Origin of the sequence: Thauera phenolivorans (assembly GCF_001696715.1) — a bacterium.
GTDB lineage: Bacteria > Pseudomonadota > Gammaproteobacteria > Burkholderiales > Rhodocyclaceae > Thauera > Thauera phenolivorans.
On sequence record NZ_MBFM01000001.1, the window covers coordinates 651,947 to 666,754 of the forward strand.

13 protein-coding genes are annotated in these 14,808 nt (G+C 68.2%); all 13 read right to left on the reverse strand.

Features of this window, described 5'->3' with window-relative positions; genetic code table 11:
• On the reverse strand, positions 1-494 hold a 494-nt coding region (locus tag BB334_RS03070; RefSeq protein WP_108722486.1), incomplete at its 3' end, for an arsenate reductase ArsC.
• A 42-nt stretch (positions 495-536) separates the two neighbouring features.
• Positions 537-1,871 carry an organoarsenical effux MFS transporter ArsJ gene (gene arsJ / locus BB334_RS03075; protein WP_068804180.1) on the reverse strand — a complete coding sequence of 445 codons (1,335 nt, stop codon included), beginning with the start codon at positions 1,869-1,871 and terminating at the stop codon, positions 537-539.
• 2 nt (positions 1,872-1,873) lie between these two features.
• Complete coding sequence (locus tag BB334_RS03080; protein WP_068804182.1) at positions 1,874-2,917, reverse strand: ArsJ-associated glyceraldehyde-3-phosphate dehydrogenase; 1,044 nt, start codon at positions 2,915-2,917, stop codon at positions 1,874-1,876.
• A 102-nt stretch (positions 2,918-3,019) separates the two neighbouring features.
• Complete coding sequence (locus tag BB334_RS03085) at positions 3,020-5,689, reverse strand: bifunctional acetate--CoA ligase family protein/GNAT family N-acetyltransferase (RefSeq protein WP_068804184.1); 2,670 nt, start codon at positions 5,687-5,689, stop codon at positions 3,020-3,022.
• 189 nt (positions 5,690-5,878) lie between these two features.
• A complete protein-coding gene (ltrA, locus tag BB334_RS03090) occupies positions 5,879-7,285 on the reverse strand; it encodes a group II intron reverse transcriptase/maturase (protein ID WP_068804186.1) in 1,407 nt (468 codons plus the stop codon).
• A gap of 475 nt (positions 7,286-7,760) precedes the next feature.
• The gene (locus tag BB334_RS03095; RefSeq protein ID WP_068804188.1) at positions 7,761-8,858 is read right to left on the reverse strand and encodes a 2Fe-2S iron-sulfur cluster-binding protein; all 1,098 of its coding nucleotides are present in this window, start codon (positions 8,856-8,858) and stop codon (positions 7,761-7,763) included.
• 16 nt (positions 8,859-8,874) lie between these two features.
• Positions 8,875-9,375, reverse strand: coding sequence for a 1,2-phenylacetyl-CoA epoxidase subunit PaaD (gene paaD / locus BB334_RS03100; RefSeq protein WP_068804189.1), 501 nt, complete (start codon positions 9,373-9,375; stop codon positions 8,875-8,877).
• An 11-nt stretch (positions 9,376-9,386) separates the two neighbouring features.
• A complete protein-coding gene (gene paaC, locus BB334_RS03105; RefSeq protein ID WP_068804191.1) occupies positions 9,387-10,172 on the reverse strand; it encodes a 1,2-phenylacetyl-CoA epoxidase subunit PaaC in 786 nt (261 codons plus the stop codon).
• Complete coding sequence (gene paaB / locus BB334_RS03110; protein ID WP_068804193.1) at positions 10,172-10,468, reverse strand: 1,2-phenylacetyl-CoA epoxidase subunit PaaB; 297 nt, start codon at positions 10,466-10,468, stop codon at positions 10,172-10,174. Before paaB ends, paaC begins: the two co-directional genes overlap by 1 nt.
• Positions 10,465-11,472 carry a 1,2-phenylacetyl-CoA epoxidase subunit PaaA gene (gene paaA, locus BB334_RS03115; RefSeq protein ID WP_068804194.1) on the reverse strand — a complete coding sequence of 336 codons (1,008 nt, stop codon included), beginning with the start codon at positions 11,470-11,472 and terminating at the stop codon, positions 10,465-10,467. The genes paaB and paaA overlap by 4 nt, the downstream gene beginning before the upstream one ends.
• Positions 11,473-11,569: 97 nt before the next feature.
• Positions 11,570-12,361 carry an enoyl-CoA hydratase/isomerase family protein gene (locus tag BB334_RS03120; RefSeq protein WP_068804196.1) on the reverse strand — a complete coding sequence of 264 codons (792 nt, stop codon included), beginning with the start codon at positions 12,359-12,361 and terminating at the stop codon, positions 11,570-11,572.
• 2 nt (positions 12,362-12,363) lie between these two features.
• Positions 12,364-13,569 (reverse strand): 3-oxoadipyl-CoA thiolase, encoded by a 1,206-nt coding sequence (gene pcaF, locus BB334_RS03125; RefSeq protein ID WP_068804198.1) that lies wholly within the window; start codon positions 13,567-13,569, stop codon positions 12,364-12,366.
• A 10-nt stretch (positions 13,570-13,579) separates the two neighbouring features.
• Positions 13,580-14,808: phenylacetate--CoA ligase PaaK (gene paaK, locus BB334_RS03130; protein ID WP_068804458.1), on the reverse strand; the 1,229-nt coding region annotated here is incomplete at its 5' end.

The following is a 14,808-nucleotide window of genomic DNA, read 5'->3' on the forward strand; positions in this document are numbered from 1 at the left end:
TCGGACTGGCCGATGCGGTCGATCTCCTGCTTGATCGCGAGGCGGTCGAGCTTGACGAGCGGCAGACTCAGGAACAGGCGCAGCCGGTTGACGATCTGGTTCTGCGTCAGGCTGAAGGCGTGCAGCTTGCGGTCGCGATCGCCCTCGACCTTCACCGGATCGGTGAATCCCCAGTGCGCGGTGAGTGGCTGGCCGGGCCAGACCGGGCAGACCTCGCCGGCGGCCTGATCGCAGACGGTGAACACGAAATCCATCACCGGCGCATCCGGCCGCGCGAACTCATCCCAGCGCTTGCTGCGCAGCTCGGAGGTGTCGAAGCCCCGGGCCTGCAGCACTTCGAGGGTCATCGGATGCACCTCGCCGCTCGGATGGCTGCCGGCGCTCCAGGCCTTGAAGCGACCCTTGCCGAGCTGGTTGAGCACGACCTCGGCGATGATGCTGCGCGCCGAATTGGCCGAGCACAGGAACAACACGTTGTAGATCTTTTCAGCCACAGCGGACTCCTTGCATGAGGAAACGGGTTGAGGGCGGGGCGCTCAGCCTGGCCCGCGCCCGGTCGGGGTCAGGCTCGCCTGCGCGCGGGTCGCGGGCAGCGCGAGGGTGATCAGCCAGCAGGCGGCGAGCATCAGGGCGGATCCGACGAGCGCATACAGCAGCCCGCCCCACTGGTAGAGCAGGCCCGACAGCAGGGTGCCGATGAAGCGCCCGAGCGCATTGGCCGCGTAATAGAAACCGACGTCCTCGGCCGCCTTCTCCGAGCCGGCGTAGGCGAGCACCAGGTAGGAGTGCACCGAGGAGTTCACCGCGAAGGCGAAGCCGAACAGCGCGAGACCGGCCACCACCACCCACTCGAGCTGCGCCACCTCGAGCGCCACCAGCACCGCGAGCGCGGCCGGCACCAGCGCCAGCAGCAGCGACCACAGCCGGGCGGCGGGCACCTCGCGGCTCAGGCCGTCGGCGCTGCGCCGCACGATCTGCGGCGCCAGCGCCTGCACCAGGCCGTAGCCGATCGTCCACGCGGCGAGGAAGCCGCCGACCATGGTGAAGGTCCAGCCCATCGAATACAGGAAGACCGGCACGCCGACCACGAACCACACGTCGCGCGCGCCGAACAGCACCACCCGCGCCGCTGCCAGCGCGTTGATGCCGGCGTTCTTGGCGAAGAGCTCCTTCGCCGACCTCGAGGCCTTGCTCCGCCCCATCATCGGCGGCAGCGACACCACCACGCCGACCAGCACCAGCGCGAGCAGCGCCGCCATCGCCCACAGCGCGCCGCGGAAGCCGAGCGTCTCGAGCAGCAGCCCGCCAAGGAAGAAGCCGATGCCCTTCATCGCGTTCTTGCTGCCGGTGAACCACGCCACCCACTTGAAGAGCTGGCCCTCGCCCGCCTGCCTGGCCTCCGCCTGGGTGATCTTGATCGCCGACTTGCTCGCGGTCTTGGTGAGGTCCTTGGCCACGCCGCACACGCCCTGGGCGACCACCACCCACGCCACCGACATCGCCGCGGTCCACCCGGGATCGAGCAATGACAGCAGGGTGAAGCCGACGATCTGGGTCGCCAGCCCCGCCGTCAGCATGCGGGCGATGCCGAAGCGGGTCGCCAGCCAGCCGCCGATCAGGTTGGCGAGCACGCCGGCCGCCTCGTACAGCAGGAACAGGAAGGCGAGCGTGAACGGCGAGTAGCCGAGGCGGTAGAAGTGCAGCAGCACCAGCATGCGCAGCGCGCCGTCGGTAAGGGTGAAACCCCAGTAGGCGGCGGTGACGATCGCGTAGTTGCGCGCGGCGTGCTGTGGGCCTCCGCCGGGCCGCCCCAAGGACGACCCCGCCCCCTCGGGGGGCAGCGAACGCAGTGAGCGTGGAGGCTCAGTCATGCTCAAATGCCGGCCTCGTTCATGTGGCAGGCGAGGTCGACCATGCGGCAGGCGTAGCCCATCTCGTTGTCGTACCAGGCGTAGACCTTCAGCAGGGTGCGGTCGGTGACCATCGTCGACAGCGCGTCGACGATCGAGCTGCGAGTGTCGCGTGCGTAGTCGGCGCTGACCAGCGGCCGCATCTCGTAGCCGAGGATGCCGGCGAGCGGGCCGTCCGCCGCGGCCTTGAACAGCGCGTTCACCTCCTCCGCCGTGGTCTCGCGCTGCAGCTCGAACACGCAGTCGGTAAGCGAGGCATTGAGCACCGGCGCACGTACCGCGTGGCCGTTGAGCTTGCCCTTGAGCTCCGGGTAGATCAGCGCGATCGCGGTGGCGCTGCCGGTGGTGGTCGGTGCGAGGCTCATCATCGCGCTGCGCGCGCGGCGCAGGTCCTTGTGCGGCGCATCGACCACCAGGTTGGTATTGGTGGGGTCGTGGATCGTGGTGATCTGGCCGTGGCGGATGCCGAGGTTCTCGTGCACCACCTTGACCACCGGCGCTAGGCAGTTGGTGGTGCACGAGGCGGCGCTGACGATGCGGTCGCGCGCCGGGTCGTAGAGCGTGTGGTTGATGCCGACCACGATGTTGAGCACGCCGCCGGTCTTGACGGGCGCGGCCACGATCACGCGCTTCGCACCGCGATCGAGGTGTCCCTGCAGCGTCTCCGGGGTTAGGAACTTGCCGGTGCACTCGAGCACCACGTCCACCCCGAGCTCGCCCCAGGGGACCTCCGCCGCACTCGCCTGCGAGGAGAAGGAGAGCCTGCGATCGTCGATGCGGATCGCGTCCTCGCCCTCGGCGGCGATGTCCGCGCGCCACTTGCCCTGCACGGTGTCGAAGGCGAGCAGGTGGGCGGTGGCCGCAGCGCCACCCTTGAGCTCGTTGAGGTGCACCACCTCCAGGCGGTTGCCCGCGCGCGGGTCGTCAGACGGGCGCTCGGCGGCGCCGAAGGCGGCGCGCAGCGCCAGGCGGCCGATGCGACCCATGCCATTGATGCCAACTCTCATGCCCACTCCTGGATGAATTAACGTTTTTAGTAACGTTGAATTGTTCCAGCAGCGTGTGACAGTTTCGTGACAAAACGGCCATCTGCCGCAGTGTGCCGAGGCTCAGCCGCGCAGGCGCTTCACCACGTGCTTGAGCGTGCTCTGCTCCGGATGGGGCAGGATCTTGAAGGCGAGCGCCTGCATCATCCGCAGCATCTTGGCGTTGCTCGCGAGCACATCGCCCTCCATCGAGCGCCAGCCCTTGCCGCGCGCGCAGTCGATCAGCGCACCCATCAGCCTGCGCCCGATCCCGTAGCGCTGCCACTCGTCGGCGACCGCGAGCGCGAACTCCACCGACTCGCCGTCCGGCGCGAGCGCATAGCGTGCGCTACCGATCACTTTGTCGATACCGCCCTCAGCGATGATGGCGAGCAGCGCCATCTCCCGGTCGTAGTCGATCTGGGTGAAGCGGGCGACCATCGTGGGCGAGAGTTCGTCGATCTCTTCCATGAACCGGTAGTAGCGCGCCTCGCGGCTCAGGCCGTCGAAGAAGGCCTGCACCGGCGCGGCGTCCTCCGGCCGCACCGGCCGTATGCGCACACGGCGGCCATCGGCGAGCTTGAACTCGTGGATCAGGTTCGCCGGATAGGGATGGATCGCCATGTGGGCGTAGCGGTCGCCGCCGGCGGGCGGGCCCTGGTCGATCACGACGCGTGCATCCACCACGATCGCGCCGGCCTCGTCGACGATCAGCGGGTCGACCTCCAGCTCGCGCACCCAGGGCAGTTCGCTGGCGAGGTCCGAGACCGACACGATCGCCGCCTCGAGCGCGCCGCGATCGGCCGCAGGCAGGTCGTGATAGCGATCCAGCAGTCTGGCGACCGGTGCGGAATCGATCAGGTCGCGCGCGAGCACCTTGTTCAGCGGCGGCAGGGCGAAGGCCTGGTTGCTGAAGTGGTCCGAAGTGAGCCCCCCCGCCCCGAGCGAGATGACCGGACCGAACACGGCGTCGCGGAACACCCGGATCCTGAGCTCGCGGCCGTTCGGTCGATGCAGGTAGGACTCGATCGAGACGCCGTTGATCTGTGCCTCCGGGTAGCGCGCGCGCACCGTCCCGACGATGTCGTGGAAGGCGTTCCACACCGCCTCGGTACCCACGAGGTTGAGCCGAATCCCGCCGGCCGCGGCCTTATGGACGAGGTCGGGCGAATCGATCTTCATCACCACCGGGAAACCCACCTGCTCGGCGACGAACATGGCCTCGGTGGCGTCGCGGGCGACCATCGTCTGCGTGACCGGCATGCCGAAGCTGCGCAGCAGCGCCTTCGACTCCATCGCGGAGAGCGCCGAGCGACGCTGGCCGAGCAGGGTCTCGACGAGCATCCGCGCGCCGCCCGAGCCCGCTTGCCCCGCGCTGCCCGTCTGGCCCGCGGTCTGCAGCAGCAGCGCCTGCCCGCGGTAGAAGCCGGAGATGTTGTGCAGCAGCTCGACCGCGGTCTCCGGCGTGCGGAACACCGGCACCTCCGCCTGCTCGAGCAGCTTGCGCGCCTCGGCGACCTGCCCGCCGCCCATCCAGCAGCAGCACAGGGTGAGGCCTCGCGTCTCGGCGGCGAGCTCGATCACCGCGCGCGCGACGTCGACCGGATCGGTCATCGCATGCGGCGAGAGGATCACCAGCAGGTTGTCCACCGCAGGATCCTTCGCCAGGATCCGGATCGCCTCGCGGTAGCGCTCCGCGTCCGCCTCGCCGCCGAGGTCGAGCGGATTGCTGCAGCGGCGCGTCGCCCCGCTGAGGCGGTCGAGCGCGGCGACCGTCTCCGCCGACAGCTCGACCAGCGGGGTCCCGAGGTCGAGCGCCCGATCCGCCGCCATCGTCCCCGGGCCGCCGCCGTTGGTGACGATCGCCACCCGGTCGACCCGAGGCCGGAATCCCGAGGCCAGCGCCTTCGCGGCGAAGAACAGCTGGCCGATGTTCTGCACGCGCACCACGCCGGCGCGCCGCATCGCGGCATCGAACACCACGTCGGAAAGGGAGGCGCTGCCCGCGACCTCGCTCCCGCGGTCGTGGCGTCCGGCCTTGAGCAGGATGAGCGGCTTGACGCGCGCGGCCGAACGCAGCGCGCTCATGAAATGGCGCGCGTTGCGGATGTGGTCCACGTACAGCAGGATGTAGCGGGTGCGGTCGTCGTGGGCGAGGTAGTCGAGGACCTCGCCGAAATCGACGTCGATCGTCGAGCTGAGCGAGACCACCGCGGAGAAGCCGACGTGATTCGCCTCCGCCCAGTCGAGCACCACCGAACACATCGCCCCGGACTGGGACACCAGCGCGAGGTCGCCGCCGCCCACCGCGATCTTGGTCAGCGCCGCGTTCAGCCCGCGGTCGGGACGCACGATGCCGAGGCTGCCCGGGCCGAGCAGGCGCACCCCGGCATGGCGCGCGGTCTCGAGGATCCTGCGCTCGAGCTGGCCGCCCCCCTCGCCGACCGAGGTGACGATCACCGCGTTGCGCACGCCGCTGCGCCCGCACTGCTGGATGATCGCGTTCAGCGTCCGCGCGGGCGCGGCGATCACCGCCGTATCGACCGGGCGACCGATGTCTTCGAGCGCGTGGTGGCAGGTCTGGCCGAGCACCGTTTCGTGCTTCGGGTTCACCGCGTAGAGATGGCCGTGGAATCCCGCGTCGAGCAGGTTCTTGAAGATCACCCGGCCGGCCGAGTGCGGCTGCTCCGACGCGCCGACGACGGCGACCGAATCGGGTTCGAAAAGGGAACTGAGGTGGTGGGACGTCAGCATGGCGGCGGTCCGTGACAGTCGGCGACAGGGATGGGGTTGCGCAGCTTTAGCAGAGGCTCGCGTACGAAGCGTTGATCTGCATCATGAGCTTGCAGCCGGAGTTGCCCGCTGCGATGGGATCGAGTAGGGGACGGGGTCACCCCCGTCGCCCTCTCACACCACCGTACGTGCGGTTCCGCATACGGCGGTTCATGAAAGACACTGGAGTCGTCGCGTCGTATCGAGCAGCGACACCAGCCCCAGACGATCAAAGAAGGACTTCGGGAAGGCCGCGTTCATGTGGCTGGCGCCACTGTTCCACCACGGCCCGCGCTGGTTGAACGCTGAGCGAAACGCCCGCGCCTCCTTCAGTCCCGCCTTCATCAGGTTCCTGGCGCGAGTATACGGGCGCTTCCACTGCCGCCACAGGATGCAGCGCAGCTTGCGCCTGAGCCAGCCGTCGAGCGCCTCCAATGCCCGCTTGGTTTCGGTCAGCTTGAAGTACGCTGCCCAGCCCCGGAGCACCGGATTGAGTTCTTCGATCGTACGTCGGACGCTGCGCCCCCTCGCACTTTTGAGCACCTCGCGAATCTTGTCCTCGAGCCGTTTCAGGCTGGCGGGCGCAATCCGCAGCTTCGGGGCCTTGTGCCAGGTCAGGCTGTAGCCCAGAAACTTCCTCTCCCACGGTCGGGCGACCGCACTCTTGGCCGCATTGACCGTGAGCTTGAGCCGCTCGGATAGGAACTGGCTGATACCGGCCAGCACACGCTCACCTGCCGCCTGGCTTCGGACGTAGATGTTGCAGTCGTCCGCGTAGCGACAGAACGCATGCCCTCGGCGCTCCAGTTCCCGATCCAATTCCGTCAGCAGGATGTTCGACAGCAGCGGACTGAGCGGGCCACCTTGCGGTGTCCCCTGCGTCCTCGGGCTGATCACCCCCTCTGCCATCATCCCCGCTTCCAGATACCGTCGGATCAGTTTCAGTCCCCGCCCATCGCCCACCTTCTTCGCCAACTTCGCCATCAGAAGGTCGTGATTGACCCGATCGAAGAACTTCTCCAGATCCATGTCCACCACGACGCGCCGGCCTTCGGCAACATACTGCTTTGCCGCCTTGACCGCCTGATGGGCGTTCCTCCCCGGTCGGAAGCCGTAGCTCGACTCGGAGAACGCCGCCTCGAAGATCGGTGAGAGCACCTGATGCAACGCTTGCTGGATCAGTCGATCCGTCAGCGTCGGAATGCCGAGCGTCCTTACCCCGCCTTGCGGCTTCGGGATATCCACCCGGCGCACCGCTTGCGGGATGTACGTCCCCGCCAGCAGCTTGGCCTTGATCGTCAGCCAGTGTTGCTGCAGATGACCCTTGAACTCCGATACCCCGATGCCATCGACACCGGCCGCACCTTTGTTGCGGGTCACCCGTTCGTACGCGAGCCAAAGGTTGCCGCGCTCACACACGGCTTCCATCAGCCCGCTATCACGCCCCAACGCCGCTTTCGTCCGCTCAACGTCCGTCGACTCCACCTCGACACGCAGCTCAGCCCCCTCCGGATACCGTCCGGGCTCCGCTGCCTGCGCCCCATCTGGCCGATGGGCTTCTGTCTTCATCGGCTTCATCGAGAAACGTTCGCCTACTCGCGTTCTTCCAGGTTCGGCCCTTCGCTCCATCCCGGCAGCTACTATGGCCTCGGCTGACTTCCTCACGCGCATCCCGACGCCTCACGACGTCAGTAGCACCATGGCACCCGTGAGGATCTCCCCGGCTATGACGCACCCACCTTCACGCTTATACCTGTCGGATATACGCCACAGCGTTCCGTGCAAGTTTCGGGCTTGGACGATATTGGCCGCCTCACCCCGCTGCAACGCCTCCTATCCGCTTCCTGTTCGTCAGGCCAGCGCTTCGCCTTCGGCTTCCTCCAGATTCGCAGTTACCCGCGACACCCTTGCCGTTCAGCTAACTCTTCCCCTTGCCGGGCGAGTAGAGGACTTTCACCTCCAAGTGAGTGCGCCCTGCCGGGCGCACCAAAAAAAACGGCCGACGAGTCGGCCGCAAGAAACTCGACAGCGGAGCTTTCCCTCCCGCGCGCACTCAGCGCTCGTCGAAGCTCACCCGCAACTGCCGGGTGGTGGCGCGCGCCTGACAGCTGAGCACGAAGCCCTGCGCCATCTCGTCGGCCTCGAGGGTGAAGTTCTTGTCCATCACGACCTCGCCGTCGAGCACCTTGGCGCGGCAGGTGCAGCACACTCCCGCCTTGCACGAGAACGGCAGGTCGAGGCCGGCGTTGAGCGCAGCGTCGAGCACGTGCTCATCGGCACCGAGCGGGATCTCGTGCTCCTTGCCGTCGAGGATCAGCGTCATCGTGATGTCCTTGGCGGCATCGGCCTTGGTCTCGTCGACGGTGGCGACGCCGACCGGATGCGCACCGGCGGGCAGGCCGACGGTGAAGCGCTCGGTGCGGATGCGATCGGCGGGCACGCCGGCCTCGACCAGCGCGGCCTCGGTCGCCGAGATCATCTCGTCGGGGCCGCAGATGAACACCTCGTCCATGCTGCCGACCGGCAGCAGGGCGTCGATGACCTGACGCACCTTGGTGCCGTCGATGCGCCCCTGCAGCAGGTCCACCTCCTGCGCCTGGCGCGACAGGATGTGGATCAGCGTGAGGCGGTCGCGGTAGCGGTCCTTGAGGTCCTGCAGGGCCTCGTTGAACATCACCGTGGACATCCGCCGATTGCCGAACACCAGGGTGAACTTCGAGTCCGGCTGCTCTTCCAGCGTGCTCGCGGCGATCGACAGGATCGGCGTGATGCCCGAGCCGGCGGCGAAGCCGACGCGGTGCAGCGCGCGCTTCTTGCGGACCACGAAGCGACCGTCGGGCGGCATGACCTGGAGCGTGTCGCCCGCCTTCAGCGCGTGCGCAGCCCAGTTCGAGAACACGCCGCCTTCCACCGGACGGATGCCGATCTCCAGCTCGCCGGCGCGCGACAGGCGGCTGCGCGGGCTGCTGATCGAATAGTTGCGGCGGACGTCCTGGCCGTCGATGGTCGCGCGCACGGTGAGGAACTGGCCCGGCTCGAAGGCGAAGCGCTCGCGCTCGGATTCGGGAATGTCGAAGGTGATCGCCACCGCGCCGGCGGCTTCGGGGCTGACCCGCTTGACGGAGAGGGCTTGGAAACGGGGTACGGACATAAAGATGTGCTCCGACCTAATAAGGTTTGAAGTAGTCGAAGGGCTCCTGGCAGTCGAGGCACTTGTACAGCGCCTTGCAGGCAGTGGAGCCGAACTGGGACGAGACCACGGTGTTGGTCGAGCCGCATTGGGGACAGACGACGGGCTCGCTCTTCGGCGCGCGGCGTACGAAGTTCACCACGCTCACGTCCTTGGGGGTGGTGTGCGGCGGCGCGATCCCGTAGGCGCGAAGCTTTTCCTTGGCCTCCTCGCTCATCCAGTCGGTGGTCCATGCCGGCGCAAGTTGGGTCACCACCCGCGCCGGGATGCCGGCCTCTTCGAGGCTGGCGCGGATGTCGTCCTCGATCTGCCCCATCGCCGGACAGCCGCTGTAGGTGGGCGTGATGACCACCTCCAGCCCATCCGCGGTTTCGCGCACATCCCGGAGGATGCCGAGCTCGCGCAGGGTCACCACCGGGATTTCGGGATCGGTGAGGTGCTCGAGCGCCGCCCAGACCTTGTCCTCGACGCTGCTCATCGCCCCGCCCCTTACCAGGTCGCGCCCGGATGGGCGCGGGCCAGGCTCTGCATCTCGCCGAGCAGGTAGCTCAGGTGCTCGGAATGCAGGCCGTGCTTGCCCTCGGGCACATAGCCGCGGACCTCCGGACGCACCAGGGTGGCGTCCGCCAGGGTCTCCGCAAGCAGCGCATCCCAGCCCGCCCGCAGCGAGCGGACATCGACCGCGACGCCGGCGGCCACCGCGGCGTCCTCGGTCGCGCTCGGCGTCCAGAACTCCTCGGTGTAGCGGTACAGGTGGTCGAGCGCGGCCTGGGCACGGCGGTGCGACTCCTCGGTGCCGTCGCCGAAACGCACCACCCAGTCGGCGGCATGGTGCAGGTGATAGCGCGTCTCCTTCAGCGACTTCGCGGCGATCGCGGCGAGCTCCTCGTCGGCGGAGTTCGCCAGCGCTTCCCACTGCAGCGCCATCAGCGCGCTGTACAGGAAGTTGCGCACGATGGTGGTGGCGTAGTCCATGTCGGCGGCGGCGTAACCAACCAGCGCACCGTGGTTGGGCAGCTCCACCAGCGTGTAGTTGCGGAATTCGGCCGGGTCTCGGAAGTAGGCGAGCTTGTCCTCGGTGGCGTCGCCGCCGATGCGGGCCGCCGCCAGCTGGTACAGCAGGCGGGCCTGCCCGATCAGATCGAGGCTGACATTGGCGAGCGCGATGTCCTCTTCCAGGATCGGGCCGTGGCCGCACCACTCGGCATTGCGCTGGCCGAGCACGACCGCGTTGTCCGCCAGTTGCAGCAGGTAGTCGACAGGTGCCTTGCTCATCACATGTGCCCCACTTCGTCGGGAATCTCGTAGAAGGTCGGGTGGCGATAGATCTTGTCGCTCGCCGGATCGAACAGCTCGCCCTTGTCGTCGGGGTTGCTCGCGGTGATCTGCGACGAGGGCACGACCCAGATGCTCACGCCTTCCTGGCGGCGGGTGTACACGTCACGCGCCATGTGCAGCGCCTGGGCCGCATCGGCGGCGTGCAGGCTGCCGCAGTGCTTGTGCTCCAGGCCCTGCTTGCTGCGAACGAAGACTTCCCACAGGGGCCAATCCTTGAGTGCCGGGGTGTTCATGCTGCCTCCTTGCTTGCGCGTTCTTTCTGCTTGCTTGCATAGGCCTGGGCCGCGTCGCGGACCCACTGGCCGTCCTCGTGTGCCTTGACCCGGGTGGACAGGCGCTCCTTGTTGCAGGGCCCGTTGCCCTCGACGGTGTTCCAGAACTCCTGCCAGTCGATCTGGCCGTAGTCGTGGTGGCCGCGCGCCTCGTTCCACTTCAGGTCGGGATCGGGCAGGGTCACGCCGAGCACCCTGGCCTGGACCACGGTGGCGTCGATGAACTTCTGCCGCAGCTCGTCGTTGCTGACGCGCTTGATGCCCCAGCGCATGCCCTGCGCGCTGTGCGGGCTGTCGGCGTCGGGCGGCCCGAACATCGCGAGGCACTTCCACCACCAGCGGTTGACCGCGTCCTGCACCATCGCCTTCTGTTCCTCGGTGCCCTTCATCATCACCAGCAGGGCCTCGTAGCCCTGGCGCTGGTGGAAGGACTCCTCCTTGCAAACGCGGATCATCGCGCGCGAATAGGGGCCGTAGGAGCAGCGGCAGAGCGGGACCTGGTTCATGATCGCGGCGCCGTCGACCAGCCAGCCGATCACGCCCACGTCGGCCCAGCTCAGGGTCGGGTAGTTGAAGATCGAGCTGTACTTGGCCTTGCCGCTGTGCAGCCCCTCGAGCATCTCGTCGCGGCTGGTGCCGAGGGTCTCGGCCGCCGAATACAGGTAAAGGCCGTGGCCGCCCTCGTCCTGCACCTTGGCGATCAGGATCGCCTTGCGCTTGAGGCTGGGCGCGCGCGAGATCCAGTTGCCCTCGGGCAGCATGCCGATGATCTCGCTGTGGGCGTGCTGGCTGATCTGGCGCACCAGGGTCTTGCGGTAGGCCTCGGGCATCCAGTCCTGCGGCTCGATGCGGCCGTCCGCATCGATGCGGGCCTCGAACGCGGCTTCCTGCTCGCTGTGGGCAGGGGGCACCGCGGCGAGCTTCTTACCGGACTCGTCCGGAATATCCATTGCCTGGGTATACATACGCTCTCTCCTTCCAATGGCCGACCCGGTTCGTGCCGGGCCGGAATGCGGGGCTGTGGTGTGGCTCGCCCCGTGTTCGGTCTTTTCCTGCGCGCGCTCAGCCCATCCAGGCCGGCGAACGCTTCTCGAGGAAGGCGGCGACGCCTTCGCGGGCTTCCGCGGTCGCGCGCTGGCGCGCAATGCGCCGCGCGGTCTCCTCACCCACCGCCTCGTCGATCGGTCGTCCGGTGATCGCCGCGATCAGCTGCTTGGCGGCGAGCTGGGCGAGCGGCCCGCCGGCGATCAGCGCCTGAACCAGGCGCTCCACGCCGGCGTCGAGTTCCTCGACCGCCACGACCTCGCTGACCAGCCCAATCGTTTTGGCCTGCGCCGCATCGAATCGTTCTGCGGTCTGGAAATAGCGCAGCGCATGGCGCGGGCCGATCGCGCGCAGCACATACGGGCTGATCACCGCGGGGATGATCCCGAACTTCACTTCCGAGGTCGAAAAACTCGCGTCCGCCGCTGCCACCACCATGTCGCAGGCCGCCGCGAGGCCGGTGCCGCCGCCGAGCGCCGCACCCTGCACGCGGGCGATCGTCGGCTTCGAGAGCCCCGCCAGCGCGCGCAGCATGCCGGCGAAGGCGCGCGCGTCGGCGAGGTTTTCCTGCTCGCCGTAACTGGCGGCGCGCTTCATCCAGTTCAGGTCGGCACCCGCCGAGAAGTGGCGGCCGCGGCCACCCAGCACGACCACGCGCACCGCCGGGTCGGCATCGAGCCCGGCGCAGGCCGCGGCGATTTCGGCGATGAGCTGCTCGTTGAAGACGTTGAAGACCTCCGGCCGGTTCATCCAGATCGTCGCCACCGCGCCCCGGCGCTCGATCTCGAGCGTTTCGTAGCTGCCGGTCATGCTCACACCCGCTCGATGATCATGGCGATGCCCTGGCCGACGCCGATGCACATCGTGCATAGCGCATAGCGACCATTGCGCCGCTGCAGCTCGTAGGCCGCAGTGGTGACCAGGCGCGCGCCGCTCATGCCCAGCGGGTGGCCCATGGCGATCGCGCCGCCGTTCGGGTTCACGCGCGCCTCGTCGTCGGCGAGACCGAGGTCGCGCAGCACGGCGAGCGCCTGCGCGGCGAAGGCCTCGTTGAGTTCGATGACGTCCATCTGCTCGAGCGTGAGACCGGCCTTGGCCAGCACCTTGCGCACCGCCGGGGCCGGGCCGAAGCCCATGATGCGCGGCGGCACGCCGGCGGTCGCCATGGCGACCACACGCGCCCGCGGGACGAGACCGTGGCGCGCAGCGGCTGCCTCGGACGCGAGCACCAGGGCGCAGGCGCCGTCATTGACGCCGGAGGCGTTGCCGGCGGTGACGCTGAGCTCGGCGCCATTCACGCCCTTGAGCTTGGCCAGCATCTCCGGCGTGGTCTCGGGGCGCGGATGCTCGTCGGTATCGAACACGATCGGGTCGCCTTTCCTGCGCGGGACCTCCACCGGCACCAGCTCGTCCCGGAAGCGGCCGGCCGCGTGTGCCGCCGCCCAGCGCTGCTGCGAGCGCAGCGCGAAGGCGTCCTGGTCGGCGCGCGAGATGGCGAACTCGGCGGCGACGTTGTCCGCGGTCTGCGGCATCGAGTGGGTCTCGTACAGCTTCTTCATCAACGGGTTGACGAAGCGCCAGCCGATCGTGGTGTCGAAGATCGCCGCCTGCCGGGAGAAGGCCGACTCGGCCTTGCCCATCACGAAGGGCGCGCGCGACATGCTCTCGACGCCGCCGGCGATCATCAGCTCGGTCTCGCCCGACTTGATCGAACGCGCGACCAGGCCGATGGCGTCCATGCCCGATCCGCACAGGCGGTTGACCGTGGTACCGGGGACCTCGACCGGAAGGCCGGCGAGCAGACCCGACATGCGGGCGACGTTGCGGTTGTCTTCGCCGGCCTGGTTGGCGCAGCCGTAGATGATGTCTTCCACCGCGGCCCAGTCGACCTGCGGGTTGCGGGTCATCAGGGCCTTCAGCGGCACGGCGCCGAGGTCGTCGGCGCGCACCGCGGCGAGTGTGCCGCCGTAGCGGCCGATCGGGGTGCGAACGGCGTCGCAGATAAAGGCTTGGGTCATCGTGCGGTCCTCAAAGTTGCTTCGGGCGCTCGTCGATGACGCGGCGAGCCTTGCCGGTCAGCGTGCGCGGAATGGTGTCGAACTCCATCACGTTCACCCGCGTCGAGATGCCGATGATGGTCTTGATGTGGTGCTGCAGCTCGCGCGCGATCGCCTCGGTGTCGTTGCGGCTGAGCTTGCCGGAGAGCTCGCGCTGGACCTCGCAGCGAACCTCGACGTTGTCGAGGTGGCCGTCACGGCTGAGCACGATCTGGTAGTTCCCGGTCAGGCGCTTGTCGCGCAGGATCTGCTCCTCGATCTGGGTCGGGAACACGTTCACCCCGCGGATGATCAGCATGTCGTCCGAGCGCCCGGTGATCTTGCCGATGCGGCGGAAGGCGCGTGCGGTGGGCGGCAGCAGGCGCGTGAGGTCGCGGGTGCGGTAGCGGATGACCGGGAAGGCCTCCTTGGTCAGCGAGGTGAACACGAGCTCGCCCTCCTCGCCGTCGGACAGCACCTCACCGGTGTCGGGGTCGATGATCTCGGGGTAGAAGTGGTCTTCCCAGATCACCGGGCCGTCCTTGGTCTCGATGCACTCGCAGGCCACGCCGGGACCCATCACTTCGGTCAGGCCGTAGATGTCGACCGCGTCGATGCCGAGCTTACGCTCGATCTCGCCCCGCATGCCCTCGCCCCAGGGCTCGGCGCCGAAGATGCCGACCTTGAGCGAGATTTCCTCCGGCTTGATGCCGTGGCGCTCGAATTCCTCGGCGATCACCAGGGAATAGGAGGGCGTGACCATGATCGCGTCCGGCCTGAAGTCCATGATCTGCTGGACCTGCTTCTCGGTCTGGCCGCCCGACATCGGCACCGCGATGCAGCCGGCCCGTTCGATGCCGTAGTGGGCGCCGAGACCGCCGGTGAACATGCCGTAGCCGTAGGCGTTATGCACCATGTCGCCGGCGCGCACGCCGGCGGCGCGCAGCGAGCGGGCGACGACGTCGGCCCAGTGGTCGAGGTCGTTCTTCGTGTAGCCGACCACCACCGACTTGCCGGTGGTGCCGCTCGAGGCGTGCAGCCGGGCGAGCTTCTCGCGCGGCACGGCGAAGAGGCCGAAGGGATAGTTGTCGCGCAGGTCCGTCTTCGTCATGAAGGGGAAGCTGGCGAGGTCGGCCAGCGACTTGAGGTCGTCGGGGTGGACGCCCGCCTCCTCGCAGCGCTTGCGGTAGGGTGCGACGTTGTCGTAGGTGTGGCGTACCG